23 protein-coding genes are annotated in these 26,052 nt (G+C 65.8%); 16 read left to right on the top strand and 7 right to left on the bottom strand.

What is annotated here, in order from left to right:
* Positions 1–5: 5 nt before the first annotated feature.
* The 5 genes from BT183_RS00195 to BT183_RS00175 all read right to left on the bottom strand — a co-directional run bounded on the left by BT183_RS00195 (position 6) and on the right by BT183_RS00175 (position 7,364).
* Positions 6–938 carry an isocitrate lyase/PEP mutase family protein gene (locus tag BT183_RS00195; RefSeq protein ID WP_072338425.1) on the bottom strand — a complete coding sequence of 311 codons (933 nt, stop codon included), beginning with the start codon at positions 936–938 and terminating at the stop codon, positions 6–8.
* 108 nt (positions 939–1,046) lie between these two features.
* Positions 1,047–2,639: an ABC transporter substrate-binding protein gene (locus BT183_RS00190; protein ID WP_072338424.1), complete on the bottom strand. Its 1,593-nt coding sequence runs from the start codon at positions 2,637–2,639 to the stop codon at positions 1,047–1,049.
* A gap of 211 nt (positions 2,640–2,850) precedes the next feature.
* Positions 2,851–4,233, bottom strand: coding sequence for a UbiD family decarboxylase (locus tag BT183_RS00185; protein WP_072338423.1), 1,383 nt, complete (start codon positions 4,231–4,233; stop codon positions 2,851–2,853).
* A 137-nt stretch (positions 4,234–4,370) separates the two neighbouring features.
* On the bottom strand, positions 4,371–6,245 hold the full coding sequence (locus tag BT183_RS00180; protein ID WP_072338422.1) for a LysR family transcriptional regulator: 1,875 nt from the start codon (positions 6,243–6,245) through the stop codon (positions 4,371–4,373).
* Positions 6,246–6,323: 78 nt separating this feature from the next.
* Complete coding sequence (locus BT183_RS00175; protein ID WP_072338421.1) at positions 6,324–7,364, bottom strand: L-idonate 5-dehydrogenase; 1,041 nt, start codon at positions 7,362–7,364, stop codon at positions 6,324–6,326.
* Positions 7,365–7,501: 137 nt separating this feature from the next.
* Here BT183_RS00175 and BT183_RS00170 point away from each other — a divergent pair, with 137 nt between their 5' ends.
* The 12 genes from BT183_RS00170 (at position 7,502) to BT183_RS00115 (ending at position 18,815) form a co-directional block, all read left to right on the top strand.
* Positions 7,502–8,848: an NAD(P)/FAD-dependent oxidoreductase gene (locus tag BT183_RS00170; RefSeq protein ID WP_072338420.1), complete on the top strand. Its 1,347-nt coding sequence runs from the start codon at positions 7,502–7,504 to the stop codon at positions 8,846–8,848.
* Positions 8,849–9,283: 435 nt separating this feature from the next.
* Positions 9,284–10,042 (top strand): GntR family transcriptional regulator, encoded by a 759-nt coding sequence (locus BT183_RS00165; protein WP_072338419.1) that lies wholly within the window; start codon positions 9,284–9,286, stop codon positions 10,040–10,042.
* 40 nt (positions 10,043–10,082) lie between these two features.
* Positions 10,083–11,459 (top strand): extracellular solute-binding protein, encoded by a 1,377-nt coding sequence (locus BT183_RS00160; protein WP_084603141.1) that lies wholly within the window; start codon positions 10,083–10,085, stop codon positions 11,457–11,459.
* A 53-nt stretch (positions 11,460–11,512) separates the two neighbouring features.
* Positions 11,513–12,436 carry a DUF6772 family protein gene (locus BT183_RS00155; RefSeq protein WP_072338417.1) on the top strand — a complete coding sequence of 308 codons (924 nt, stop codon included), beginning with the start codon at positions 11,513–11,515 and terminating at the stop codon, positions 12,434–12,436.
* A 13-nt stretch (positions 12,437–12,449) separates the two neighbouring features.
* On the top strand, positions 12,450–12,782 hold the full coding sequence (locus BT183_RS00150) for a hypothetical protein (protein WP_072338416.1): 333 nt from the start codon (positions 12,450–12,452) through the stop codon (positions 12,780–12,782).
* A 3-nt stretch (positions 12,783–12,785) separates the two neighbouring features.
* Positions 12,786–13,700, top strand: a complete 915-nt coding sequence (locus BT183_RS00145; RefSeq protein WP_072338415.1) for a carbohydrate ABC transporter permease — start codon at positions 12,786–12,788, stop codon at positions 13,698–13,700.
* Positions 13,697–14,584, top strand: coding sequence for a carbohydrate ABC transporter permease (locus BT183_RS00140; RefSeq protein WP_072338414.1), 888 nt, complete (start codon positions 13,697–13,699; stop codon positions 14,582–14,584). The genes BT183_RS00145 and BT183_RS00140 overlap by 4 nt, the downstream gene beginning before the upstream one ends.
* Positions 14,581–15,480, top strand: coding sequence for an aldo/keto reductase (locus BT183_RS00135; RefSeq protein WP_072338413.1), 900 nt, complete (start codon positions 14,581–14,583; stop codon positions 15,478–15,480). The genes BT183_RS00140 and BT183_RS00135 overlap by 4 nt, the downstream gene beginning before the upstream one ends.
* Entirely contained in the window at positions 15,477–16,292 is an 816-nt protein-coding gene (locus BT183_RS00130; protein ID WP_072338412.1) for an amidohydrolase family protein, read from the top strand. Before BT183_RS00135 ends, BT183_RS00130 begins: the two co-directional genes overlap by 4 nt.
* Positions 16,293–16,330: 38 nt before the next feature.
* Positions 16,331–17,344 carry a zinc-binding alcohol dehydrogenase family protein gene (locus BT183_RS00125; protein ID WP_072341267.1) on the top strand — a complete coding sequence of 338 codons (1,014 nt, stop codon included), beginning with the start codon at positions 16,331–16,333 and terminating at the stop codon, positions 17,342–17,344.
* 113 nt (positions 17,345–17,457) lie between these two features.
* Entirely contained in the window at positions 17,458–17,721 is a 264-nt protein-coding gene (locus BT183_RS00120) for a hypothetical protein (RefSeq protein ID WP_072338411.1), read from the top strand.
* Positions 17,722–18,077: 356 nt separating this feature from the next.
* Positions 18,078–18,815: an outer membrane protein gene (locus BT183_RS00115; RefSeq protein WP_072338410.1), complete on the top strand. Its 738-nt coding sequence runs from the start codon at positions 18,078–18,080 to the stop codon at positions 18,813–18,815.
* Between the two features lie 19 nt (positions 18,816–18,834).
* On the opposite strand, the gene BT183_RS20320 is transcribed toward BT183_RS00115, so the two are convergent.
* Complete coding sequence (locus BT183_RS20320; RefSeq protein WP_143145584.1) at positions 18,835–19,137, bottom strand: hypothetical protein; 303 nt, start codon at positions 19,135–19,137, stop codon at positions 18,835–18,837.
* Here BT183_RS20320 and BT183_RS00110 point away from each other — a divergent pair.
* Positions 19,121–19,756 carry a Gfo/Idh/MocA family protein gene (locus tag BT183_RS00110; protein ID WP_072338409.1) on the top strand — a complete coding sequence of 212 codons (636 nt, stop codon included), beginning with the start codon at positions 19,121–19,123 and terminating at the stop codon, positions 19,754–19,756. The genes BT183_RS20320 and BT183_RS00110 overlap by 17 nt on opposite strands.
* An 8-nt stretch (positions 19,757–19,764) precedes the next feature.
* Here BT183_RS00110 and BT183_RS00105 read toward each other — a convergent pair whose 3' ends face one another.
* Positions 19,765–20,646, bottom strand: coding sequence for a LysR family transcriptional regulator (locus BT183_RS00105; protein WP_072338408.1), 882 nt, complete (start codon positions 20,644–20,646; stop codon positions 19,765–19,767).
* A 219-nt stretch (positions 20,647–20,865) separates the two neighbouring features.
* Between BT183_RS00105 and BT183_RS00100 the strand changes: the two genes are divergently transcribed.
* The 3 genes from BT183_RS00100 (at position 20,866) to BT183_RS00090 (ending at position 26,018) form a co-directional block, all read left to right on the top strand.
* Positions 20,866–22,341 (top strand): amidohydrolase family protein, encoded by a 1,476-nt coding sequence (locus BT183_RS00100; protein WP_072338407.1) that lies wholly within the window; start codon positions 20,866–20,868, stop codon positions 22,339–22,341.
* A complete protein-coding gene (locus BT183_RS00095) occupies positions 22,338–24,386 on the top strand; it encodes an alpha-amylase family protein (protein ID WP_072338406.1) in 2,049 nt (682 codons plus the stop codon). The genes BT183_RS00100 and BT183_RS00095 overlap by 4 nt, the downstream gene beginning before the upstream one ends.
* 117 nt (positions 24,387–24,503) lie before the next feature.
* The gene (locus BT183_RS00090) at positions 24,504–26,018 is read left to right on the top strand and encodes an ABC transporter substrate-binding protein (RefSeq protein WP_072338405.1); all 1,515 of its coding nucleotides are present in this window, start codon (positions 24,504–24,506) and stop codon (positions 26,016–26,018) included.
* Positions 26,019–26,052: the final 34 nt, after the last annotated feature.

Raw genomic sequence — 26,052 nt, 5'->3', positions numbered from 1 at the left:
GCCTGTCAAAGCGCCTTCCAGCGCTCCTCGGCATCGAGCCAGCCGCCATCGCGGCCAAGGATGGCGCGTTGCTCTTCGGGCGTCAGGCCACCCATGGTGTGGCTGTCGGCATAATAGGTGCTGCGCTCGGAGAAGACGTGACGGCCATAATCCATCATGCCGTACATCGAGCCCTTTTCCAGATAGTGCATGGTGACGAGGTTGAAACCGAGTTCGGCGATCTCCTCGAGAGTGACGAAGGGCACCCCGTTGACGGTGGCCACATCGCCGAACATCTTCCAGCCGGGCAGAGCGTCGTTGACCTTGCGGCATTCCTCGAGGGTGCGCAGGCCATGCACATAGGTCATCTCGGCGCCCAGTTCGGCGGCCCGGACGCAACGCTCGATGGCGTCGTCGAGACCCTTTTCGAGCTTGGATTCGCTGCGCGCGATGATGACGCAATCGGTGCCTTCGGTCGCCTCGATGCAGGCCTTGATCTTGGCCAGCCAGAGATCGGCATCGATCACCGGATGGGGCACATTGCCATCGACCTTGCCGGCCAGCGTCGCCGCTTCCATGGCCCGGCCGAAACGGGCAAAGCCGCGCTCGTTGGGGGTATCCTCGATCAGGATGGCACCGGCGCCGGCCTTGGCGAGGCGCTGGCAGGTGCGATAGGCGTGGACGATGTCGCCGAACCCGTCATCGGCATCGATGATGAGCGGCAGGGGTGAGAAATCGGCGATGCGGTCGGTGGCCCAGACCAGTTCTTCCTGGTTGTGCAGGCCCAGATCGGGATAGCCGCACATCGAGTAGGCCAGGGCGGCGCCCGACAGCAGGGTGGCCTCGAAACCGGCCAGTTCCGCAGCGCGGGCCGAGAAGCAATCCCACACGCAGGGGGTAAAGACCTGTCCTGCGGAAACGACCTCGCGGAAGGTCTTGCGGGGGCGTTTGTCGATCATGGAAAGGCTCCGGGGCGCGATGGCGAGGATTGGCGGCGTGAGGAGAAGGTGACCTTCCGCCCGGCGCAGGATGCCGGGCGAAAGGCGATGCTTGAAGGGCTCAGGCGGTCATTCGACGCAGGGCGCGTCGCAGACATAGAGGAACTGCTTTTGCAGGATGCCGCCATTGGAGTTGACCACCCCGCCGGTGTTGTCTCGCAGCAGCAGGTAGCGGGTCTGCTCGCCGAAGATGTAAAGCGGCAGGTCTTCCACCACGAGCTTCTGCACGTCCGAGAAGGCGGCCTTGACGGCGGTCGGATCGACGGTGCTGGCGGCAGCCGAGAGCGCGGCATCCATTTCGGGGTTGTTGTACTGGCCCCAGTTGAAATTGCCGGTCGAGCGCAGAAGGTTCGAGATGTTGGGCTCGGCGCCGTTCGAGACCAGAACGCCACCTTCGACGCAGAGGTCGAATTCGAGCTGCTGCTTGCACCTGACGATGAGGTTGGCCTGATCGACCTCCTCGATGGTCGCCGAGGCGCCCTCATAGGACGAGATCACCTGCTGGACATAGGCGGCGAGGCGCTTAAGGTCGGAGTTGGTGTAGGTGACGATCTTGACTTCGAACGGCTTGCCGTCGGCGGCAAGTGCGCTGATCAGCTCCTGCGCCTTGGCCGGATCATAGGAAGGCAGGCTGTAGGCCGGATCGTAATATTGCGAGCTGGTGCCGAAATAGGAGACGGGCGGCGTGAAGCCTTCCATCTGCGTGAAGGCCTGCATCAGCCGGCCGCGATCGATGGCCGAGTAGAAGGCCTCGCGGGCCCGCACGTCGGAGAAGACGCCCTTGGTGTGGTTGAAATAGGCGCGGTTGATGCCGCGGATGGGGATCTGCTTGGTGGCAACGCCATCCGCATCGGCATTCGAGCCGAACTGATAGGGATACCCCGCCATCATCGTGGCGCCGCCCTGCACGACGGTGGCGATGCGGGCGTTGGTCTCGGGAATGATCGCGAATTTGAGCGTGTCGAGATAGGGGCGCGGCTGATCCCAGTAGTCGGGATTGCGCTTCATGGAGACCGACACGTCCTGGTCCCAGGCATCGAGGAGGAAGGCACCGGCGCCGACCGGCTTGATCTCGGACTTTTCCTTGGCGACCTTGAGCGCCTCGGGCGAGGCGATGAAGGGGGCCAGTTCGGCGATCTGGGCGGCGAAGTTGGCGTTGGCCGCCGGCAGGGTGATCTTGAGCGTCAGGGGATCGACCACTTCCATGCCCGAGGCCCAACCGGCCACGAAGGCCTGTGAGGGCGCGGCGGTGGCCGGGTCGGCAACGCGTTCCCAGTTGTACTTCACCGCTTCGGCATCATAGGCGACGCCATCGCTGAACTTGACGCCTTCGCGCAGCTTCAGCGTCCAGGTGATGGCATCCTCGGAGGTGAGGCTTTCGGCCATGCCGCCCGTGACGACGCCCTTGTCGTTCACGTAGACGATGAAGCCATAAACCGCGTCCAGAACGTCCATCGGCCCGCCGGGGAAGGTGCCCGAGGTGATGGCGGGGTCCCAGCTGCGGATGTCCGAGCCATTGATGATGGTCATCGTGCCGCCGCTCGTGGGCGTCTGGGCCAGCGCGGCCGTGGGGGCGAGGAGCGCGAGGCAGACCGCAGCCGCCAGCATGGCGGATCGCGACGTACCGTTGCCCGACCGGGCCTTGATCGTAAGCGTAGTCATGGAACCCTCTCTTTCCAGTCTCGTGCACCCTGGGTTGCAGGGGCACCGGTTGGTACAAGGCCGGCCGGGGGCATCATCGGGCGGAGAACCGCCGGCGAGCCCTTCGGTCAGCGTCCCTCTCGGTTCGGATCGTCGGCGAACCACTCCGCGGACCGGGTCTGCCCGGCCTCGATCGCCGGCGCGTCCGGCGCGAACAGGCAGCGGCGCCCGGTCACAGCCCAAGCTCCGGATGATGCTTTGTCAGAAGCGCGCGCATGCGCTCCATCGCCTCGGGCGGCGGCAGGGCCGGCTCAAAGCCCTCCTTGCGGTCGCCCGGCTTGCAGGTTGCGTCGTAGCCGGTCTTGGTGACCATGCCCCGCTCCTCCTGCGGTTCGGAACGATCGGCGCTCATGCCCGGCACGATGAGCACGTCGCGCTCGGCGCGCATGCGGTTCATCTTGGCGAGCTCGACGGCGGCGAGATCCCAGGGGTCGATATCGACATCGACGACCGTGACGTTCTTGACGATGCTGACGGCACTCCAGCAGGCCATCATGGCGCGCTTGGCCTGGCCGGGACGCGGCCGGTCGATTTGCACCACCACATTGGTCCGCCCCGAACCCGACAAGGTCACGGCGACCTGTCCGACATTCGGGATGACCCGGGCCAATTGAGCCCGCAGGCTCGCGGCGATCGGCACGGCACCGAGATAGAGATGTTCGGCGTGATAGCCAGGCTCGATGACCTGCAGCATCGCGTCGGCGCGGCGGGTCTGGCACCCGAAGGTGGCGCGCACCCCGGTGCCGTAATCCTCGTACATGCCGTGATATTCCGAGACGAGACCTTCGACGATGATGTCATCGGCGTGAATTTCGCCCTCCAGCACGATCTCGGCCTCCGCAGGAACGAGCAGGTCGCTGGTCCTCGCCTTCACGAGCCGGACCGGTTCGCCGAGCAGCGCACCGGCGCAGTGGATTTCGTCGTCCCCCAACCCCAGGTAGAAGCAGGCGGCCAGCTGGATGGCAGGGTGCGCGCCCAGCACCACGGCAAAGGGCAGCGTCTCGCCCCGCGCGGCGGCCTTGCGCGCCATTATGGACAGATGATGGTTGGGCGCGATACCGATCAGCGCCTCTGAGGGGCCCAGTACCTTGAGACGGGCATAGGAGGCATTGCCGAGCCCGGTTTCGGGGTCGCGGGCCACGATCAGCCCGGCCGTGATGTAGGGGCCGGTTTCGCGGGCAAAAAACCACGGCACGGGAAGGCTGGAGAGCACGTTGTCATGGCGCACGACCTCCTGCACCGGCGCGGCCTCGACGATCTGGGGGGCCACCGGACGCGATATGGACGCGATCAGGCGATCCTGGATCTCCGCAGCAGGAACCCCGAGCACCATGGCGATGCGATCGAGATCGGACAGGATGCCGGCGAAAATGCCCGTCTCATGATCCCTGATGCTCGCGAACCTAACGGCGCGGCGCGCATCGACGAGCGACAGCACGGCGGCGACCTCGTGATGGGCATCGACCGGCTCCTCGAGGGTGAGGAGGTCGCCACGCTGGTCGAGCCGCGCAAGGATGCTGCGGCAGGACTGGTCGGTGAGGCGCTCGATCTTCATGCGTGCCGTCCCCTGGGGCGCTTGCTGGCTCGGGGACTTGCCCTTTCGCCGATGCCTCAGACTAGCAACCGGGGGGCGGGAGGCGGATAGATCGGAAATTCCGAACTGGGCGATAGGAGTTTTCGAAATCCGGCGGCTCAGGGGCTCGCCGGGCGCGCGAAGGCCTCCGTCAGGGCCCGGACGAGCGCCCGCTCGCTGTCGGAGAGGCTGCGCTCGCCCGAAAAGATGATCGACAGTGTCCCGAGCCCGAAATCATCGCCGAGACGGGTAGCGGTGAGCCGGCCCTCCTCGAGATCCTGCCGCACTGAGGAGGCGGGGAGGATCGTGGCGAGCGGCGCCCTCCGGGTCATGGCGATCGCGAGCGGCAGCGACCCCACCTCCATCACCGGGCTGACCGCGAGGCGGGCAGCCGAGGCCGCTTCGACGAAGGCGCGATGAATGCTGAGATGGCGCGGCCCCAGCACCAGCGGCAGCGCGCACACCTCGCGCAGCCCCATTTCGAGCCGCGCGGCAAGCCCCAGGGCGGGATGGGCGATGACGGACAGGCGTTCGCTGGGCCCGAGCGCCAGATGCGGCAGGCCGCCCTGCACCGCCCCGACGATGGCGAGGTTGAGCGCGCCGGCGCGCACGGCTTCGTGCAGAGCGAGGTTGGACCCTTCGACCAGCCGCAACCGGCATTGCGGGTTCTGGGCGCGCAGGGCGATGAGCGCTGCGGCCACGCGGCCGGTCATCGCGCTGTCATGGCCGGAACTGGGCAACATGCCGATGACCAGCGCCGATTGTGTGTGGGCCGCCACGTCCTTACAGGCGCGCAGGATGCGTTCGAGCCGCGTCTCGAGATCGAGGGCGAAGGGCAGCAGCGTCCGCCCGGCATCCGAAAGCGCCATGCCGGTGCGGGTTCGCGCAAACAGCGGCCGACCCAGCGCCTCTTCCAGCCGCTGGACCTGCGAGGAGAGGCTGGGCTGTGTGACATTGGAATTGCGCGCCGCCGCCGATATGCCGCCGGCCTTGCCGATCGCCGTGAAGGCCCGCACCTGCCGCATGGTCAGCACCGGATCGAAGGCGGCATTGGCTTCGGTGCCCAAAAGGGCGGTGCGGAACTGATCGAGAAACAGACGCGCCGCCGCCGTATCGCCACCGCGGCAGCGGGCCGAAACGAGGCTCGAGAGGGCCGGATCGAGCGGAGCGACATGGGTGCGGCCCAGCCCGAGGCGATCGGCCAGCATGCTCTGGGGCAGAAGGAAGCGGGCGGCCGGATTGGCAGCGAGGCGCTCGCCCAGATCGGCCGGTTCGGCATCGATCGGCGTCAGGCGCTGCGCAAAGCCATGGCGGCGGGCGTGCAGGGTCACCTGGTCGCTGAGGGTCTGGCGCATGCGGACGAGCAGAAGCGGGCCATCGCCATCCCTGCCCCGTGCTTCGGCATCGGTCGCACCCACCACCACCCAGCGATCGGCGATCAGCGGCAGGGAGAGGTTTGGTCCCTCTGCCCAGCCTTCGCCGGCGATGGGATCGCTGCCTGGGGCGAAATAGCCGATCTCCAGCACGGTACGCGGCGGCTCGGGATCGATCTCGAACGCCCCCGCTGCCGGCGCAGGATCGGCTCCATCACGGAAATCGAAATCCACAGCCAGCGCGGGGTTGAGCACACGCATCGCCTCGATGGTGCGGCTCACGGCCTTGGAAAACCGGCCGATGGTGAAGCTGAGATCGAGGTGGACATGGAGGCGTGCTGCGACCGGCGCATCTGCGCCCAGCGCATGTCGCGCGGCGCTTTCGGCATGCAGCAGCGCCACAGCCTGCTGGAAGAGCCAGAACGCGGCGGGAAGCGGCCGCAGCCAGCCACCCTGGCGCTGGAAGAGCTTCATATCGAGCTCGCGCTCGAGCGTGTGCAGGGCCACCGACAGGGTTGAGGCCGACACGCCCAGCTCCGCCGCCGCTTCGGTGACCGTGGCGTTCTGGCAGGCCAAGACGAAACTGGCCAGATGACGGAGCTCGATCTGCGGCGACTTCATCGGGCTCCCGGCAGCCTCCCGCCAGCGATCAGGGAGGACGACGCAAGAGGGCTGGCCGACAATGCTGCTTGAGCGGCCTCAGGCATCGAACACCAGTTGCACCTTGTTGGCGATGTTTCTGTTCGATGCCGTCTCGAAAGCCTCTCGGGCATCGTCGAGAGCAAAGTGCTGGGTCACCATGCCATCCACGGACAGCACGCCACGGCGCAGGAGCGCCACGGCTTCGGCAAAAGCGGAGGTGAACCGGAAGGAGCCGCGCAGCTGGAGTTCCTTGGCCGTGATCTGTTGGAGCGGAACAACGATATCGCCGCCTAGCCCGACCTGAACGATGATGCCGCGCGGGCGCAGCACGGCCACGCCGGTCGCCAGCGCCTGCGGGGCCCCCGAGCATTCGAACTGGACATCGAAATGCCCCTTGCGTGCAGCATGGCGAGCCTGCCAGTCGGGATCGAGCCCGACATTGAGCGCGGTATCTGCGCCAAGTGCACGAGCGCGTTCAAGCGCTGTTTCACCGATATCGGTAGCAGTGACCTCGGCGGCGCCCAGCCGGCGCGCCAGCATGACGCAGAGCAGCCCGATGGGTCCGCAACCGGTCACGAGCACCCGCTTGCCCACGATGTCGCCAGCCTGATGCAGCGCGTGAAGGCACACGGCCAATGGCTCCGCCATGGCCGCCGCCTCGGGGGAAAGACCGGCTGCCGGCACGCAGTTTTCGGCGCGCACGACCATCTGGCTCCGAAAGCCGCCATCGGCATGCGGAAACCGCATCGCCGAGCCCAGAAAGGTCATTTCGAGGCAGTGGTTGGGGAGGCCCGAGCGGCAATAGGTGCAGCGGCCGCAGGGCGAGGAGGGGTTGACCGCAACGAGGTCCCCCACCGCCAGATGATCAACGCCCGAACCCAGAGCGGCGACGCGCCCCGAAACCTCATGGCCCAGGACCATCGGGCCCTTGAGCCGGATCGCGGTGCCGATGCCGCCATGGTGATAATAATGCAAATCGGATCCGCATATGCCGCCGCGCGCCATGGCCACCAGCACTTCGCCCGGGCCCGGCTCGCCGCACGAGATCGGATCGATACGGAGATCGTGCTGCGCGTGAATGACGAGCGCCTTGGTCATGGAAGTAAAGCCTCGATGGGATCGACTGCCTTATGAGCTAGCGCAAAGCCAGTCTTCTGGCGAGAGGCGCCCTGCAATCCCACATGAGGCGGGAACGCTGCTTTCCGTCGGGGCGTTGGCCAGCCAAGGAGGCAAGGATGCAGGCAATTCCAGACACCAGAGACGGGCGGCCCAGGGTCGTGATCATCGGGGGCGGCTTTGGCGGCCTCTCCGCAGCGCGCGCTCTTGCCAGCGCACCTGTCCGCGTGACGCTGATCGATCGCCGCAACCACCACCTGTTCCAGCCCCTGCTCTATCAGGTGGCGACGGCCGCGCTCTCGCCCGCCGACATTGCCGTGCCGATCCGCGGCGTGCTTGGCACCGGGCGCGAGGAGGGGCTCGAGGTGTTCCTCGACGAGGTGACGGGGGTCGATCTCGAAAAGCGGCTCGTTAACCTGCGCACCGATGGGCCCGTCGCCTATGACCGGCTGATCGTGGCTGCCGGATCGCGCTACAGCTATTTCGGGCATGATGAATGGCAGGCGCACGCGCCGAGCCTCAAATCGCTCGACGATGCCACCGAAATCAGGCGCCGGATCCTCCTGGCCTTCGAGCGCGCCGAAACGGTCAAGGACCCCGAGGAACGGCGACGGCTGCTGACCTTCGTGGTGGTGGGCGGTGGCCCGACAGGCGTCGAAATGGCCGGGGCGATGGCGGAACTTGCCAAGGCGACGCTGCGGCAGGACTTTTCTCATATCGACCCTGCCGGGGCGCGCATCATCCTGGTCGAGGCGATCGACGAGCTGCTCTCGGCCTTCACCGATTCCCAGAGCGCCTATACCTGCGAGGCGCTCTCGAAAATGGGCGTCGAGGTGCGTCTCAAATCGCCCGTCGAAGCGGTGGGACCCGGTTTCGTGCGGTTCGGCGGGGAAACCGTGGAAACGCCGAATGTGTTCTGGTGCGCGGGCGTGCAGGCCGAACCGGTCGCAGGCTGGTTCGGTGCGGCGGCCGACAAGCAGGGTCGCGTTGTGGTAGACGCGCAGATGCGGCTGCCGGGTCACCCCGATGTTTTCGTGATCGGGGATGCGGCTTCGGTTACCGGCCCCGACGGAAAGCCCTATCCCGCGCTCGCCCCCGTCGCCAAGCAGCAGGGCGCCCATGTTGCCGCGATCATCGCGGCGGAGATGACGGGCGAGCCCGCCCCTGGGCCGTTTCGATATCGGGACTGGGGCACCATGGCGACCATCGGGCGCTCGGCGGCCGTTGGGAAGTTCGGCAAGTTTGCCGTCAAAGGCTTTTTCGCGTGGGTGCTGTGGGGCCTCGTGCATGTGGGCTATCTGGTCGGGTTCCGGAACCGTATCGTGGTGCTGGTCAACTGGTTCTGGCAGTGGCTGACCTATCGCAAGGGCGCGCGGCTCATCACCGGCAGTCCCCGATTGCCCCCGACCCATCCCCCTCGAAAGCTGCGCGATGAAGCCCCTGCGCGCTCGACGCTCGATTCGTGATGATGCAGCGCCAAGCCCCCAGCAAATCCGCTCAGGAGGACGATGTTTCACATCCAAGCCCTGTTGCCCTGCTGCAACAAAGCCACTGAACGAACGATAAGTGCAGCATATACAGTCAGTTGTCATGGAATCGTGACAACCTAGGCCGCGTTGGTTTGGAGTGTGAACAGACAAACTTTTCCAACCTCGGGATGGCTCCGGGATAAATTGGCCTGTATTCCTCTCCTGCGGCGGACCTGACGGTCTGTCGGCCGGCATCGGCGCCTTGCCCCCAACGTGTCGATGCCGGCTTCCTGGCCGCGAGCGCCAGGGCGCCCCTGTGGCGCACATCGCGCAACTCACGAATGTTGATCTGACGCCTCACTGAGTGCGCGCGAACAAACGCGACCGCTTCAATATGCATACTTGCATACAAGTGCACAGGCGTGTATCACCATGCTCATGAGCACGATAGAACATGCCATCTCCGTCTCCGACCTGCCTGCCGGCGAGCAGGTTCACGCCCTGTTGCATCGCGCCATCGTGCGCATGGAGCTGTTGCCGGGGCAGCGGATTTCCGAAAACGCGCTGGCGGCCGAAATGTCGGTGAGCCGCACCCCGATCCGCGAGGCGCTGCAGCGGCTCGAGCGACAGGGGCTCGTTTTCGTGCGCCCCCAGCGCGGCACCTTCGTCGCCCCCCTCAATCTGCAGGCGATCCGCTCGGCCTATTTCATCCGCCTCTCGCTCGAAAAGGCCGTCGCCACCGAGGCGGCGCGGCTGCGCAGCGCCAAGGATGTCGAGCGGCTGGAGGCGGCCATCGCCGAGCAGGAAGGCGTGCTCGCATCGCGCCAGCGCGAGGACTTCTTCGATCTCAACGCCAATTTCCACCGCCAGCTGGTGGTGGTTTCGGACCTCACCGGCATCGCCGGGGTGCTCGATGAGGCCCGCCATCATCTCGACCGGGTGCGGCTTGCGCATCTCGATCATGCCGGCCCCTACCCGCTGGCGCCGATCATCGAGGAACACCGCGCAATCGTTGCCGCCATCGCGGCGCAGGATGTGGCGGCGGCCGAACAGCTCATGCACCTGCATATCGAGAAGGTGCTGCCGCGCTACGACCTGCTGAAGGCCAAGAGACCCGAATTCTTCGCCCTTCCGGGCGAGATTACCGGCCCGCCGGGCACCCGGCGCCCCCGGAACAGCCTGCATCGCTGATCGCCGCCCGAGGAGGGGCGGCACACCTGGAGGATACCCAATGTTCGAGACGACCCGACGCACGGGCTCCGTGCGAATGACCCGTCGCGCCTTCATGGCCGGCACCGCCACCCTGGCCACCGCGCTTGCCCTGCCCGGCGGCAGGCTTTTCGCACAGGATCTGGCCGATCCGGCCTCGCTGCGTCGCGCCGGCGGCACAGTACTCAATTTCCGCGCCTGGGAGCGCTATCCGGCCAGTGACATTCCCGGCCTCAACCAGTTCCTCGACGCCAATCCGGACCTGTCGATCGAATGGTCGAGCGCGCCCTTCGCCCGCTATCGTGACCGGCTGATCGCCGAATTCATCGGCGGCACGCCCCTCGATGTGGTGCAGGTGCCCGAGACCGAGCTCGCCTCCTGGGCCGAGAGCGAGTGGCTGATGCCGCTCGATGACATGGAGGGCATCGACGCCATTCTGGCAGCGGCCTCGCCGGGCAATGTCGAGGCCAGCCGCGCACCCGATGGCAAGCTCTATGCTCTGCCGATCTTCGCCGATGCCTTCGGCTTCGCCTACAACACCGAGGCCTTCAATGCGGCCGGCTTCGAAAAGCCCGGCGCGACGCTCGATGAGTTGCGCACGCAGATGGAGGCCATCAAGGCGGCCGGCATCGAGCCCTATCCCCTGAGCCTCGGGATGAAGAAGCAGGCCGGCCAGTTCTGGAGCCTGTGGTCGACGCTCTATGCGTCGGGCGGCGACATGTTCGATGCCGAAGGTCAGCCGGCCTTCGACAAGCCCGAGAGCCCGATGAAGGCGATCCTCGAATGGTATGTCGCGGCTTATAACGACTGGAAGATCGTCAGCCTCGAAGACCTCCAGCGCGACTGGGGCGTGGCGCGCACCGGCATCCGCACCGGCCAGATCAAGTCGGGCTACATGGCCCAGTATGCCTTGACCGAATTCAACGTGAAGCCGGATTCGGCGGTGACCGGCAAGGTGAAGATGGCCCTGGTTCCGGGCCTTAACGCCAATGATGTGGGTGCGGTGGGCTATTGCCACGGCGCCGGCATCGCGGCAGGCACGCGCAATCCCGACGCGTCCTGGCGGGCGCTCAACGCCTATGCCGGCCCCGGCGCCGACGGGCAGTGGACGCTGACCCAGATGCGGGCGCTCGACCAGGGTGGGCGCTGCCCCTTCCCCGGCGTTTACGAAGCGCCCGAGCTTCAGGCGCTGATCCAGTCGATCACGCTGGGCGATGCGGCCGATTTCGCAAAGCTGTCGCAGATCTCCAAGCCCAAGCAGGGCATCAAGGCGCCCTGGTATCCCGAATGGGAGCAGGCCTTCATGACCCACATTCAGGATGCGCTGCTCAAATCCACGACGATCGACGCCGCCATCACGGCCTCGGCCGATTTTGCCCGCGAGCTCGCCGCCGGCTGACACCATCGCCGGAGGCGCGGCCAGCGCTTCCGGCCCCTCCTTCGGAGCTATCGATGACCCAGTTCGAAGCGATGCGCCAGGCGCTCGTTGCCGCAAACCCACGCCTGTCGCGCTACAACCCGCTCAACCGCATCCTGTTCTTCGACGATTTCGACGAGGGCGTGAATGGCTGGTGCGAACTCGTCGGCAATCACGACGGGGACCCGGACAAGATCCGCACCATCGTCGCCGACATGCGCCCGCCCCAGATCTCGAACCTCTCGTTCTGGGATATCGGCACGCATGGCGCCGTCGACGGGACCTATGCGCTCAAGCTCGCCACCCGTCCCAAGGCCAACCACATGGCGCTCGCCATCAAGCGGATGACCTATGTGAAGCCGGGCCGGGTGCAGTTCGAGACCTATTTCACCCTCAAATCGGAAAGCTGGATCGGCCCCCGGCCCGACCGTCAGGCCTTTGACGGCAATATCGATCCCAGCGTCATGGATTTCGGCGATTTCTGCATCGGCAACGATGTCTGCGATGCCGAATATGGCCGGCGCTATCACTGCGCGCTGCGCTATGTGAACACCGACCGCCACGGCAATCTTGTACGCAAGTGGCAGTACAAGACCAGCGTGCAGACCACCACCAAGATGGAGATCGCCGGCAACCCCGCCGTCGCCGATTACCACGTCTCGCACCCCGACGACTGGGAGGACGTGCCCGATGGCCAGCAGAACCTCTGCTACAACGAGATCCCCACCAAGATAAACTGGCACTATCTGCGCTACGTCTTCGACACGAAGGAAGGGCGCAATGTCGAATTACAGGTCAACGACAAGCTGATGGACCTCAGCGCCATCCCTGTCCCCCGCTATCCGCACGGCTATTGGGGCCTCGAAAAGCTGATGAATTTCTGCCTCGACGTGCACACTCATCGCGATGTCAGGAACTTCCTTTTCCTCGATTCCTGCCTCGTCTCGGTCGACTGGTAAGGAGGCCCTGACCATGCTTCGCCGTTCATTCACCGCCGTTCCCGAGCGTAACGTCGCCATCGCCGACGGCTTTGTCACCGAGCCTTATGAAACCGCCTGGGCCGACGAGGCCCGCTGGTTCGTGCATGTGCTCGAGGCGCCGGCCGGGGCTCGCATCGCCTTTTCCGCCGAAACCTCGCCCGAGGGGCTGACCTGGTGTGCGCACGAGGCCGCTCCGGTCTCGCTGTCGGGCGCAGGCCTCGCCACCATGCCGTTGAGGGATATCGGCCCCTGGCAGCGGCTTCGCTTCACCGTCGAAGGGGCGGCATCCGTCCGCGCCATCGTCTACCTGACGCTCAAGGGCTGAGCCATGGCAGCCCGCGCCCGAGGCTGGCGCACCAGCGACCAGCCGCAACCCCTGCTCGCCTTCGTGCTGAACTCGCCGGCGATCCTCCTGCTGCTGGTGATGGTGCTCTACCCGATCCTTTATTCGGCATGGCTGAGCCTGCACCAATACAATCTGAGGCGGCCCCGCGCGGTGGAGTTCATCGGGCTGGGCAATTACATCGAGATTTTCTCGACCCCGCAATTCTGGAACGCGGCGCGGATCACGCTGGTCTTCTCGATCGGCTCGATCGGCACCACGGTTCTGCTCGGCACGCTTCTGGCGCTTTTGCTCAACGAGCGCTTTCCGGGCCGCAGCGTGCTGCGCGCCATCGCGCTGATCCCCTGGGCCATTCCCCCGGTGGTCAACGGCCTCGTCTGGCAATGGCTGTTCGAGGGGCAGAACGGGCTCATCAACCACATCCTCTTAAGCGTCGGGGTCATCGACAGCTACCAGGCCTGGCTTGCCCATCCCACCACCGCGCTTCCGGCGCTGGTCATCGCCCAGGTGTGGAACCACGTGCCCTTCGTCGCCATCGTGATGCTGGCGGCCTTGCAGACCATTCCGGGCGAACTCTACGACGCCGCGCGTGTGGATGGCGCCAATGTCTTCCAGCGCTTCTGGTACGTCACCTTCCCCTGGCTGAGCCATTCGCTGCTTCTGGTGCTGATCACCCAGACCATGGTGGCGCTGCGCACCTTCGACATCGTCTATGTGCTCACCGGCGGCGGACCGGGCGATTCCACTACCGTCATCGCCTGGCTCACCTATGTCACGACCTTCAGCTTCACCGATTTCGGCAAGGGCAACGCCTATGCCTACATCATCGCACTCGTCACCATGACGCTCTCGATCTTCTACATCCGCATGCTCTGGAAGCGGGGAGACATGTCCAAATGACCGGCGCCAGACAACACCCCTTGCGCACTGCCCTGCTGATGGTCTTTGCGCTCCTCTTCTTCATCTTCCTCTTCGGCCCGTTCTACTGGATGGTGGTGACGAGCCTGATGACCGAGCAGGAAATGCTCTCGGTGCCGCCCAAACTCTGGCCGTCCGAGCTCTCCTTCGACAACTACATGGCGGTGCTGGGCCTCGGAGACCCGCAATTTCTCGCCGAGGCGCGCAACCGGGCCCCGGCGGTGTTCGAGGTGCGGCAGGGGCTGGTCAACTCCCTGATCGTGGGGATCTGCGTGGCGATTGCCAATATCCTGATCGCGACGCCTGCCGCCTACACCTTTTCGCGGCTCAAATTCGGCTATTCGCTGCCCTTGCTGATGGTCTATCTCGCCACCCGCATGGTGCCGCCCATCATGCTCGTCGTCCCGATGTTCCTGATCGTGCGCAATCTGGGGCTGATCGATACGCCCCTGGCGCTTGTGGCGGTCTATTGCGCGCTGACGTTGCCGTTCTCGATCTGGCTGCTGCAATCCTATTTCCGCACCATGCCGGTGGAACTAGAGGAAGCGGCGGTCATCGATGGGGCGAGCCGCTGGCAAACAGTGCGCATGGTGCTGCTGCCGCTGTCCCTGCCGGGGCTGACCTGCGTCGCGATCCTCGCCTTCATGGGCTCGTGGAGCGAGTTCCTCTTTGCCGTGACCTTTACCAACACCTCGGCCAGCCGGACCCTGCCGGTGGTGGCGGCGAGCTTTGTCGATACCGCATCGATCCAGTTCGACTATGTCATGGCGGCCGGCGTCATCACGGCGCTGCCGCCCTTCCTCCTGGCGCTGATCTTCCAGCGCTTCATCGTCTCCGGCCTCTCATCGGGGGCGGTGAAGGGATGATGGCCCCCGTCCCCCGCATCGGGCTCGGCTGTGCCGGGCTCGGGCTCGCCGATATCGGCGAAGAGGCCGCTGCAACGACGTTCGCAGCAGCCTTCAGGCGCGGCATCAGCCATTTCGATACCTCCCCGCTCTATGGAGCCGGACTGTCGGAAAAGCGCCTGGGGCGGGCGATCCAGCGTCACCTTTCTGAAGGCGGCGCCCTGCCCTTCGTGTCCACCAAGGCCAGCTACCGCATCGACTTTCCCGAAGGCGGGCGACAGCCACCGGCCGAGCGGCGGCAGGATTTCTCGGCGGGCTTCATCCGGGCATCGGTTGAGGCGAGCCTTAGGCGACTGGGCCTCGAAAAGCTCGACCTGGTCTATCTGCACGATAGTCCCTCGGCCGAGGCGATCGATGATGCGGTGGAGGCGCTCGAAACGCTGAGGGCAGAAGGCCGGATCGGGGGCATCGGGATCGGTGTCACCGATTGCGACTTGGCCATCGCCACTCTCGCGCGCCACCGGCTCGATGCCGTGCTGATCGCCGGGCGCCAGACCCTGCTCGACCGGCGCGCCGAAGCCGGCCTTTTTGCTGCGGCCGCAGCGCAGGGGGCACAACTGGTGGTGGGCGGGGTATTCAATTCGGGCATCCTCGCCGCCGACGACCCGGCAACCGGCCGGTTCGACTATGGCGCGGCAGCGCCAGATATCGTGGCGCATGCGCAGCGGCTGCGCACAACGGCCGAAGTGGAAGGCACGAGCCTCAGGGCGGCGGCCCTGCATTTCGTAGCCGATGACGCGCGGGTAGCGGCGACGCTTCTGGGCGCGACATCGCCTGCCGAACTCGAGGACTGCCTCGACCTGCTCGCGCAACCGATCGCGCCGGAAGCACTCGCCCGCATCGCGGCAACGCCATGAGCCGGTTCGACACGCATGTGCATCTCTGGCGCCGCGGCGATGGCCACCCCGTGCGCATCCGCTCGCGCGTGCCAGAGCTCGATGCGGACTTCGACATGCATGCCCTGCGCCCCCTGCTGGCGTCGGCAGAAATCTCGAGGCTCATCCTCGTTTCGGCGGCGCAGATCGAGGCCGAACCCGCTGGGCTCTTGATTGTGGCCGAGGCGCATCGCGATGTGGTGGCCGGCGTCATCGGTTGGCTCGATCTTGCGGTGCCCGATTTCGAGGCCCGGCTCGCAGCGGCCTGCACCAATCCCCTATGGCTCGGGCTGCGCCTTCCCGTCGTGCTCGAAGATGCCGAGACTTGGGTCGCCCAGCCGGGGCTGGACGATGCGCTGGCGGCGCTTGCCGATGTCGGCGCAGTAATACAGGTGCTGGTCGCGCCCCACCAGATCGCGACCGTCGCAACCGTCCTCGAACGCCACACAGGCCTGCGCATCGTCATCGACCATGTGGCCAATCCCGATCTCACCCATCCCGGCGATCCGGTCTGGCACGAGGGCATTGCACGTCTGGCGCGTTTGCCGAACGCCTTCGCCAAGCTCTCCATGCTGTGGCTGCCCGGCCAGACCCTGCCCGATGAAGCCGCTCTGGCAGCGATTTTTGCTCATGTCGCCCGCCAGTTCGGCCACCACCGCCTGCTCGCCGCCAGCAACTGGCCGGTGAGCGCTCCCGGCTTTGCCTATCGTGATGTGTTCGCCACCATCGAACGGCTCACCGGCCTCGATGCGGGGCGCTTTGCAGCCAATGCCGAAGCCATTTATACCCGTTAGACGTCAAATCGAGGTTGCCCATGTCGCCTTCCGCCACCATGCGCGCGCTGGTCTGCGCCGAGCCCGGCCAGTTGGCCATTGCCACCCGCGCGATCCCTCAGCGCGGCCCGGACGAGGTTCTGGTGCGGGTGCGGCGCGTGGGCATCTGCGGCACCGACTATCATATCTTTGAAGGCAAGCACCCCTTCCTCGCCTATCCGCGCGTCATGGGCCATGAACTCGCCGCCGAGGTGGTGGAGGCGCCCGAGGGTTCACCGCTCGTCGTCGGCGAGGCGGTGATCATCAACCCCTATCTCGCCTGCGGCACCTGCATCGCCTGCCGCAAGGGCAGCCCCAATTGCTGTACGAGGATCGCGGTGCTGGGAGTGCATACCGATGGCGGCATGGCCGACTATCTCGTGCTGCCTGAAACCAATGTGATTTCCGGCAACGGTCTTAATCTCGACCAGTGCGCGGCGGTCGAATTCCTTGCCATCGGCGCCCATGCCGTGCGGCGCGGCGGCGTCGGCCCTGGAGACCGGGCGCTGGTCATCGGAGCGGGCCCGATCGGGCTCGGCGCCGCGCTCTTTGCCCGGTTGTCTGGCGCCACGGTGCATCTGCTCGACCGCGATGCCGAACGGCTCGCCAGCATCGGCGCCATCGTCGGCGCCGCAGGCACCATCCGCGCCGACGAGGGCATGGACGCAGCCGTTGCGGCAGCCACCGATGGGGAAGGCTTCGACGTGGTCTTTGATGCCACCGGCGTCGGCAAGTCGATGGAAAAGGCGTTCGACCATGTCGCGGCGACGGGGCGGCTGGTGCTGGTGAGCGTGGTCAAGGACCCCATCACCTTCTCGGACCCCGATTTCCACCGCCGCGAAATGACGCTCATCGCCTCGCGCAACGCCACTGCGGTGGATTTCGAGCGCGTGGCCGAAGCGCTGCGTTCGGGCGCGGTGCCGATCGACCAGATCGTCACCCATCGCACGAGCCTTCAAGGCGCGATCGCCGACCTGCCGCGCTGGGCCCGCGAAAAGTCCGGCCTGATCAAGGCGCTGGTCACGCTCGACTAATCGGGCACCGCTCCAGCCAAAGATGATCTTAGCACGCCGAACAGCCCCGCCAACGCGGGGCTGTCTCGTTCTGCCGTAGCGGCACCTCGGCAACGCACTTCTGAACGGACACCATGACGACCATTTCACTCAAGGCGGACATTCTCGTGGTTGGCGGCGGGGCGACTGCGCACGTGCTGATCGCAGTCTTCGGAGCCGGCACGGCCCATCTCATGGCCAGCGGGCAGGCGATGGTGAAGGCCAGGCCCGACGCCATCGTGGCGGCTCCGCCGCATTATTCCGTCCACACCGAAAGCGAGTTCCTGGCGCATTCTGTCGCCATCGGTTGCGAAGCTGCACGCGCCAATGAAACCAGAATAGGTCGCGTGCTGGACTAGACCAGCGGAGCTGGAGGCCAAGGCAATGCGATTCGCTACGAGCGCGAAAAATCCAGCACGCCCGGGCACGCGGTGAATAACACCCAGAACTGGGGGCAGTGGCCGACAGAAATTGAAGGAAGAGGCGTCATCATGTCAGTTTCATCAATATCGTTTTGACACACTGCGACAGAAACTGTCACTTCCTGCAATTTTGTGACAATATAGCTAGGTATTTTTTGATATAATCTGCATGATACATTATGGGCCTTGAATAAATTTCATACTTTATGCATTTATGGTGACATAAATGTCACTTCATTTCATTGATCACTATGTTAATTGATGTCTTTCATAACATAAGGAGGTCAATTGCCATGAAGATTTACCTTGCCCTTGCGGCGCTCACTGTGAGCACGAGCGCCTATGCCGCAGACCTTTCGATGGTCAGCCCGATTTATCCGGCTCCGGTTTCCACCTTTGACTGGACTGGCCCATATATCGGCCTGCATGCCGGTTATGGCTGGGGCGACGAGACTGATGATCAGAGCGGTTTGTTCCCGAGCGCCCCCAGCTTCCCCGGCTTTCCCGGCGGCCCTTTCCCTGGCGCCGACGCCTTCGACATGAGCGGTTTTGTCGGTGGCATTCATGCCGGCTATACCCATCAGCTTCCGAGCGGCATCGTGCTGGGTTTCGAGGGCGACCTCGACTACGCCGATATCAGCGGCGGTGCCCAAGGCATCTATCGTGAAGGCTTCTCGCTCCGCACGCTGGGACTGACGAGCCACTGGCAGGGTTCCCTGCGGGCCCGGACTGGCTATGCAATTGACAATGCACTGCTTTACGGCACCGCTGGCGTGGCCTTTGCCGATGGCACACTGACCAATAGCGGGTTTAATGAGTCCGATCCCATCCCGAGCAGCAGCGAGACCAGAACGCATGTCGGCTGGACGGTTGGCCTGGGCGCCGAATATGCCTTCACCCAGAACTGGATCGGTCGGGCAGAGGTGCGTTACACCGAGTTCCTCCAGCAGAGCTATCCGACCTTTGATGGCAATGTGAACGCGGGCTGGAGCCAGACCACCGCTAATGTCGGTATCAGCTACAGGTTCTGACCGGTTGCCATCGGTTCAATCAGATCAGCCCGGCCCAGTGTCGGGCTTTTTCATCCGCGCCCAGCATCAGCACCCTCGCGCCCAGGATGATCTTGCGCCAGCGGGGAACATCGGGTTGTCGCCCGGGCAAGAGCGTGATGCTATCGTAGCCCACAGTGTCATCCCACCGTCTGCCTGACGAATTCCGTTGGATCTGATCGCGCAGCACGTCGGTGTCGGATGTTAGGTAAGATATAGCAGCAGGAGCTGGCGCGCAGCCGAGATCGACCTGCAGGAACCCGCACCATATCACCGCGCTAAAGCTGGTGGCAGAAGGCGCCATTGGCGATCTCGTCTCCGTCGAGGGCCGCCGCATCATTCCCTGGAACGCCGATGAGCGCCGCGACTGGCACAAGCTGCGGGCCACCGGCGGCGGCATGTGGCTGGTACAGGGCGTGCATGTGATCGACCAGATGAGCTGGCTCTGCGGGCGCCCGATCACTGCCGCCATCGGCATCGCCGCGACCCGCTTTCATCCCGGCCAGGACGCCGATGATTTTGGCGCGGCGCTGGTCGAGATGGGCGATGTGACCGGCACCATCCGCATCTCCGGCACGAGGGCAGACGTGGCGCCGCAAGTGTTCACCGAGCTGCACGGCACCTCGGGCATCATCAGGGTATCGCATCGCGGCAGCCTAACGCTCGACACGGGCGGCGGCGAAACGGACCTGACCGACACCGTAGTCAATCACTGGCACGCCACACTCGACGGCGACATCGCGGCCTTCGCCCGGCTGGAGCGGCATGCGAGCCCACCTTCTTCTGCCCAGTATGCAGGCTTTGGCGCCACCATGGCGGAGTTTGCCGCCGTTCGGCGGGTGCAGTCGGCCACGCTCGCAGACCTGATGCGGGCGCAGGACCTTGTCGATGCGATCTACGCGGCGGCCACCACCGGCCGCTGACAGTCCGTTCAGCCGCCTCGGCTCAATTCGAGCAGGAAATCGACCAGCGCCCGGACCTTGGCCGGCACGCGACGATTGGCTGGAAACACCACCGATATCGGATCGGCCTCGGTCTCGTAGGGTTCGAGCAGCGAGACGAGCCGGCCCGCCTTCAGGTCCTCGCGAAAGATCCACCAGGTCGCCTGTGCGATTCCGATCCCCGTCACCGCCGCCTCGCGCAGCACATCGCCGCTGTCGGTGGTGAGATTGCCCGAAACCTTGAGCACATCCGACCCGCCCGACGGGTTGCGGAACGGCCATGCCGGCCCGAACCCGCCCACGATGCAGTTGTGCGTCAGAAGATCCTCGGGCCGCTTTGGCGTGCCGTGACGTTCGAGATAGGCGGGCGAGGCCACCGTCTTTTGCGGCCCGCGGATCAGCAGCCGGTTGATGAGCCCGGAATCGGCCAGCCGGCCCGAATGCACGGTCAGGTCATAGCCACCTTCGAGCGGATTGGCCGTCTGTCCCTTAAGGTTCACCTCGAGCTTGACCCCCGGATAGCGCGCGAAGAAATCGCCCAGCGCCGGCACGAGGGTCGTGCGCCCGAAGGAGGGCGGCAGGCAGATGCGCACGGTGCCGGTCGGGGCGGCATTGGCCTCGCGGATTTCGGCCTCGGCCTCTTCGAGCTCGTTGAGCAGTTTCACACAGCGCTCGTAATAGACCGTGCCCGACTCGGTCAGGTGCAGCACGCGCGTCGTCCTGTGCAAAAGCTGCACGCCCAGCTCGTCCTCGAGCCGCCCCACGCTTTTCGTGACAGCGGAGGTCGTCACCGCCAGCGCCTTGGCGGCGGCCGTGAAGCTGCCCAGTTCGGCAACCCGTGCAAAGGCGATCATGTCATTGAATTTGTTCATGAAGCCGGACGATCGCTGACGCTAGTGGGCACTGTAGCGCTCCCCGGTCGAATTGCAAACGGGCGGCTCAGACCGCACAATAAAGCGGCAGCACGTCGCCGCGCTCAGAGAAGCGGCATAGTGGAAAAGCACTCTTTCCACAAACGCATATTCCCTGTCCCCCGCCACGGGACCAGTGTCGGGCCACGGGCAGAGGGGCCCGGAGGACGGAACGAGGCAATGGCTGAGCGTCTGATCAGAGCGATCGACTGCCTCATAGAGGAGGGCGGCCAGTGGCAGCTGCGCCCCCACGACATCGCCATCGCCGCCGGACGCATCACCGCCCTCGCCGCCCCGGGCTCGATCGCTCCCAGTGACAATGACAACGTCATCGACGGGCGGGGGCTGATTGCTGTACCCGGGCTCGTCAATGCCCATTTCCATTCACCCGATACGCTCATCCGCTCCTCTGCGCCCCTGCTGCCGCTCGAACTGTGGTCGCTGCATTCGGCGGCCGGCCGCGAGCGCCGCAGCCCGCGCGAAGCCTATGTTTCGGCGATGCTCGGGGCCATCGAGATGCTGGCGAGCGGCACCACCACCGTACTCGACCATATCCGCGTCTCCCCGGATATCGACGGGCCCGTGCTGGATGCCGCCGCCAGCGCCTATCGCGACATCGGCATGCGGGTGGTGATGGCCCCGATCCTCGCCGACATTCCCGTAGCCGAGACGCTGCCGCTCACCCCGACCGACATCGGAGGCGACGACATCGCCGGCTGGGGCCGGCGCCGTCCCCTGCCCGCCGGCGACCAGATGGCCATCGCTGACGGCTTTATTGCGCGCTGGCAGGGCAAATCCGATCGCATCCATTGCGCCCTCGGCCCATCGGCGCCGCAGCGTTGCAGTGATGACCTGCTCGACCGGATCGCCGCGCTCGCCCGTCACCGCAAGCTGCCGGTGCACATGCACTTGCTCGAAACCGAAGCGCAGCGCGCAATCGGAGACCGGCACCCCGGGGGCACGCTGGCGCGGCTTGGCGAAATTGGGCTGATGGGTCCGCGCACGAGCTTTGCCCACGCCATCTGGCTTGGTGATGCCGATCTCGACCGCCTGGCAGACGCCGGCGCGGGCATCGTCCACAATCCGGTTTCCAACGCGCGGCTCGGCAGCGGCTTCTGCCCGCTCCATGGCATGCTCGCGCGCGGCATCAGGGTGGGGCTAGGCACCGACAGCTGCTGCTGCAATGACAGCGCAAATCTTCTCGAAACCACCAAATGGGCAGCTCTGCTGGGCAATCTCGTTACCGCCGGGCCCGAGCGCTGGACGGGCCCTGCCCGCGCCCTGCACCTTGCGACAGCCGGCAGCGCCGACGTCATCGGCCTCAAATTGGTCACGGGCCGGATCGCGCCGGGGCTTGCGGCCGATCTCACCCTCATCCGCCACGACAGCCCGGCCCTTGTGCCGCTGCTCGATCCGGCGCGGCAGATCGTGCTGTCGGGAGCTTCGATCGTCATCGATCAGGTGCTCGTGGCCGGCGAGACGGTGATGCAGGCCGGGCGCGCCAGCCGCATCGACCAGACTGCCATATGGGCCGAAGCGCGTGAGCTGGCAGCGGCCCGCCTCAGCGACACCGAAGCCGACTACGCCATGGCCGCCCGCATGGCCGGGCCCATAACCCGCATGCGGCAGCGACTGGCTAAGGAGCGGGCGGAATGAGCGGGTGGCACTTCGAGCGGCCGCTGCGCGGCTTCCAGCACCTTTTGCGCGAGACCGACGCCATCGGGCTCGATCCGGCGCGGCTGGTCGATGAGGCGCTCGAAATGGGCGCCGATACCTATATCGCCATGGGAGGCGGCTTTTCGGCCTGGTATCCGAATGCCGGTCACGGGCAGACCGTCAATCCGCATATCGAGGGCGATTTCCTCGGGCGCCTGCTTGAGGCGGCGCGTCCGGCCGGCCTCAGGGCGCTGGTGCGGATGGATCTCTCTAAGCTCCGCCCGGAGGCCAAGGGTCTCCGTCCCGACAGCCTCGTACGCGACGCCGAAGGCGGGTTCGCCGAAGTATGGGAGATGCCGCAGGCCTGCGCCACCGGCCCGGTGTGGGGCGAGAATGTCTTCGCCATTCTCGACGAAATTCTCGACCGCTATCGGCCGGACGGGTTCTTCTTCAATTATTTCACCGTGCCGCGCTGCTTCTGCGCCCGCTGCGAGGCCGAGGTGCAAGCGGCAACCGGCGCATCCGTGCCTGCCAAGGGCACGCGAACGCCGGCCTACGAGAGCTGGCGGCAGCGCGTTCTCGCAGGGACTGCCCGGGCGATCGCCGACCACATCCATGCCCGCGACCCCGACCTTGCCTTCGTGCCCTATCACCATGTGCGCGACGGCTGGAACCTGCCGGCAATGGCGCAGATCGCCGACCTCTGGAGCGCGCAGATCTCCAACCCACTGGTGGTCAACCCGGTTGATCCGCAGCCGACATGGCGGCACTGGCCGGCTGAAGAAGCGCTGCTTGGGCGTGCACTGAAGCCGGGCCTTTCGCCGCTCCTCGTGCAATCGAGTTCGGGGTTCTTTGCCAGCCGGCAGGTGGCGCTGCCGCCCGCCCGGCTGATGGCGAGCGCCATTCAGGCGGCCGCACATGGCGCAGGCGTCATTCCCGCCATCAATGGCACGCTGGCGCAGGATGATGACCGGGCCCTGCCCGCGATCAAGCGACTGGGGCGGCACCTCGCCGCTCATGCGGACTGGTACGGCGCGGCCCGGCCGAAAGCGACCATCGGCATCCTGCGCTCGGAGGCGAGCCGGCTCTGGGGCCCCGATGCGGGCCGGCCGGCCGGCGATCCGCAGGGAATGGGGCATGTGGCCGAATTCCGCGGGCTTTTCAGCCTTGTCGCCGCGCTCGGCCATCCGCTCGACATCCTTGCGTCGGGCGCCGTCACGGCCGACCGGATCGAGGGCCTCTCGCTCCTCATCCTCCCCGCTGTCTCCTGCATCGGTGCTGAGGACGCCGCTGCCATCGACGCCTTCGTTGCGGGCGGCGGCGCGCTGATCGTCACCGGCGACACCGGCGCCCATGATGCCGATGGCAGCCCTCGCGCGACCCCGGCGCTCGCTGCGCTGCCAGCGCTGCCCGGCGCATCCCGCAATGCTTCAGGTGGGTATTTCGCGCTGGGCGATGATGCCGAGGCGCTCGGGCTCGGCAGCCTGCCCTTCATCGGTGCCGATGGGCCGCTCTGGGCGCCCGACCTCGCGCAGGATTGGCAGCAGCGCATGCCGCTCCTCGGGCCCTACAGCAACAACGCGCCTGAATTCACCTCGGTAGATGGACCGCCAGGGCCGGCGGGCCTTGCCACCCGCAGGCACGGCGAGGGCGTCGTCCACTGGCTGCCCTGGCGCTGTGGTGCGCTTTTCGGCCGGGCCGGCGTGCCAGATTGCGGAGCGCTTCTCGGCGCTCTTATGAGCGAGACTGCCGGCGAGGCCCCGATATGGCTGCACGGCATGAGCGGCATCGAGGCCGTGCTGATGGCCCATCCGCGCGGAGGTTTCCTGCACCTCATCAACACATCAGGGCCCATGGGCTCGCCCTTCGCCGAACCGATGGCGCTCGCAGGCTTTGCCGTGCAGGTGAAGATGGCGCTCGCCCAAGCGCTCGACATGGCGACGGGCCTGCCTCTTCCCATAAGGCGCGACGGTGCGTGGACTGAGATCGCCCTGCCCGGCCTTACCGATTTTGCAGCCCTGGCTCTGGTGGAGGACCGGACATGAGCCAGGGTCGCAAGCAACGCAAGAGAGCCGGGACAACCGGTCGGCCTAATGGTTTTTCCATCCCCAGCCTCTGCGCTGCCCGAGGCGGCAGGCAGGCTCGCAACCCGAGGTGACCCGATGAAACGACGACTTGCTACCGGCCTTGCCGGCGCCCTTTTGTGCACCACCGCCCTGCTCGCCGCATTCGGCCCGGCCGTGGCGCAGGAAGAGATCGTCATCGCCCAGGCCAATGATGCCCTGACGATGGACCCGGCCAAGCATTCGGCCTTCCCGACCGCCAACATCATGTTCCAGCTCTATGACGCGCTGGTGACGATGGATGGGGCCGGGCAGTTCCAGCCGGCGCTCGCCACCGAGTGGAGCAACCCCGAGCCCACAACCTGGCGCTTCAAGCTGCGCGAAGGCGTTACCTTCCACAATGGCGAGCCGTTCAACGCCGCCGCCGTCAAGTTCAGCTTCGATCGCGCCCTCGACCCGGCCTTCCAGGCGCCCTATCGCTCGCGCATCGCGGCGATCCAGTCCGTCGAGATCGTTGACGACATGACCGTCGACTTCAAGACCGCCGCCCCCTTCCCCACCATGCTGTTCTCGCTCTACGAGGCCTCGTTCGCCGCGTTGATCGTGCCGCCCGGCTATATCGAGGCCAATGGCCCCGAGGCGCTGGTCAATGCCCCTGTCGGGACCGGCCCCTACAAGTTCGTCGAGTGGCTCAAGGATGAGCGCGTCGTGCTCGAGGCGAATCCGGATTATTGGGGCGGTGCGCCCGAGATCGAGCGCGTCACCTTCCGCCCGATCAAGGAAGTGCGCACCCGCATCGCCGAACTCACCTCCGGCGGCGTGGATCTCATCGTCGACGTGCCGCCCGAGGACGTGGCCTCGCTCGACCAGGGCGACACCAAGATCGTCACCAAGGGCAGCGACTTCATCTATTTCTACGCCTTCGATACGCTCAAGGAGAGCCCGCTCCAGAACAAGCTGGTGCGTCAGGCGATCAACTATGCCGTCGATGTCGCGGCCATCCAGGAAGCGCTGCTGGGCGGGCTCGGTACCCGCGTCGCACTGACCCTGCCCACCGACGCCTTCGCCTATGACGCCAGCTGGGAGCCCTATCCCTACGATCCGGCAAAGGCCAAGGAACTTCTGGCCGAAGCGGGCTATCCGGATGGCTTCACCATCCCGCTGACCTCCCGCCAGGGTCGCTACCTCAAGGATCGCGAGATCATGGAGGCCACCATCGGCTTCCTCGCCGAGGTCGGCATCACGGTCGAGCCCAACTATCTCGAGCCGGGCGTGTGGGCCACCGTTTCTGAAGCCAAGGGCCGCGAAGGCATTATCTTCCCGGGCTGGAGCGGGCGCGATCCCGATCTCGTCTGGTATCCGCTGCTCTATACCGGCCAGTATCAGAGCTATTATTCGAACCCCGAGCTCGATGCGCTGCTCGATGCCGGCCGCAAGACCATCGACGCCGAAGAGCGCAAGGCCATCTATGCCCAGGCCGGCGCGATCATCAAGGAAGAGGCGCCGCATCTGCCGATGCTTCAGCCCCCGCTGATCTATGCCGTCGATGCCACGCTGAGCTGGGAGCCGCGCACCGACTCCATCATCAACCTGCGCGGCGCCAGCTTCGAATAAGCCAGAGGCCGGCCCCTCCCTCCGGCGGGGCCGG

The sequence above is a fragment of the Devosia enhydra genome (assembly GCF_900119845.1).
Lineage (GTDB): Bacteria > Pseudomonadota > Alphaproteobacteria > Rhizobiales > Devosiaceae > FPKU01.
The sequence above is the reverse complement of the archived record's forward strand: the minus strand, read 5'-3'. Positions and strand labels throughout refer to the sequence as shown.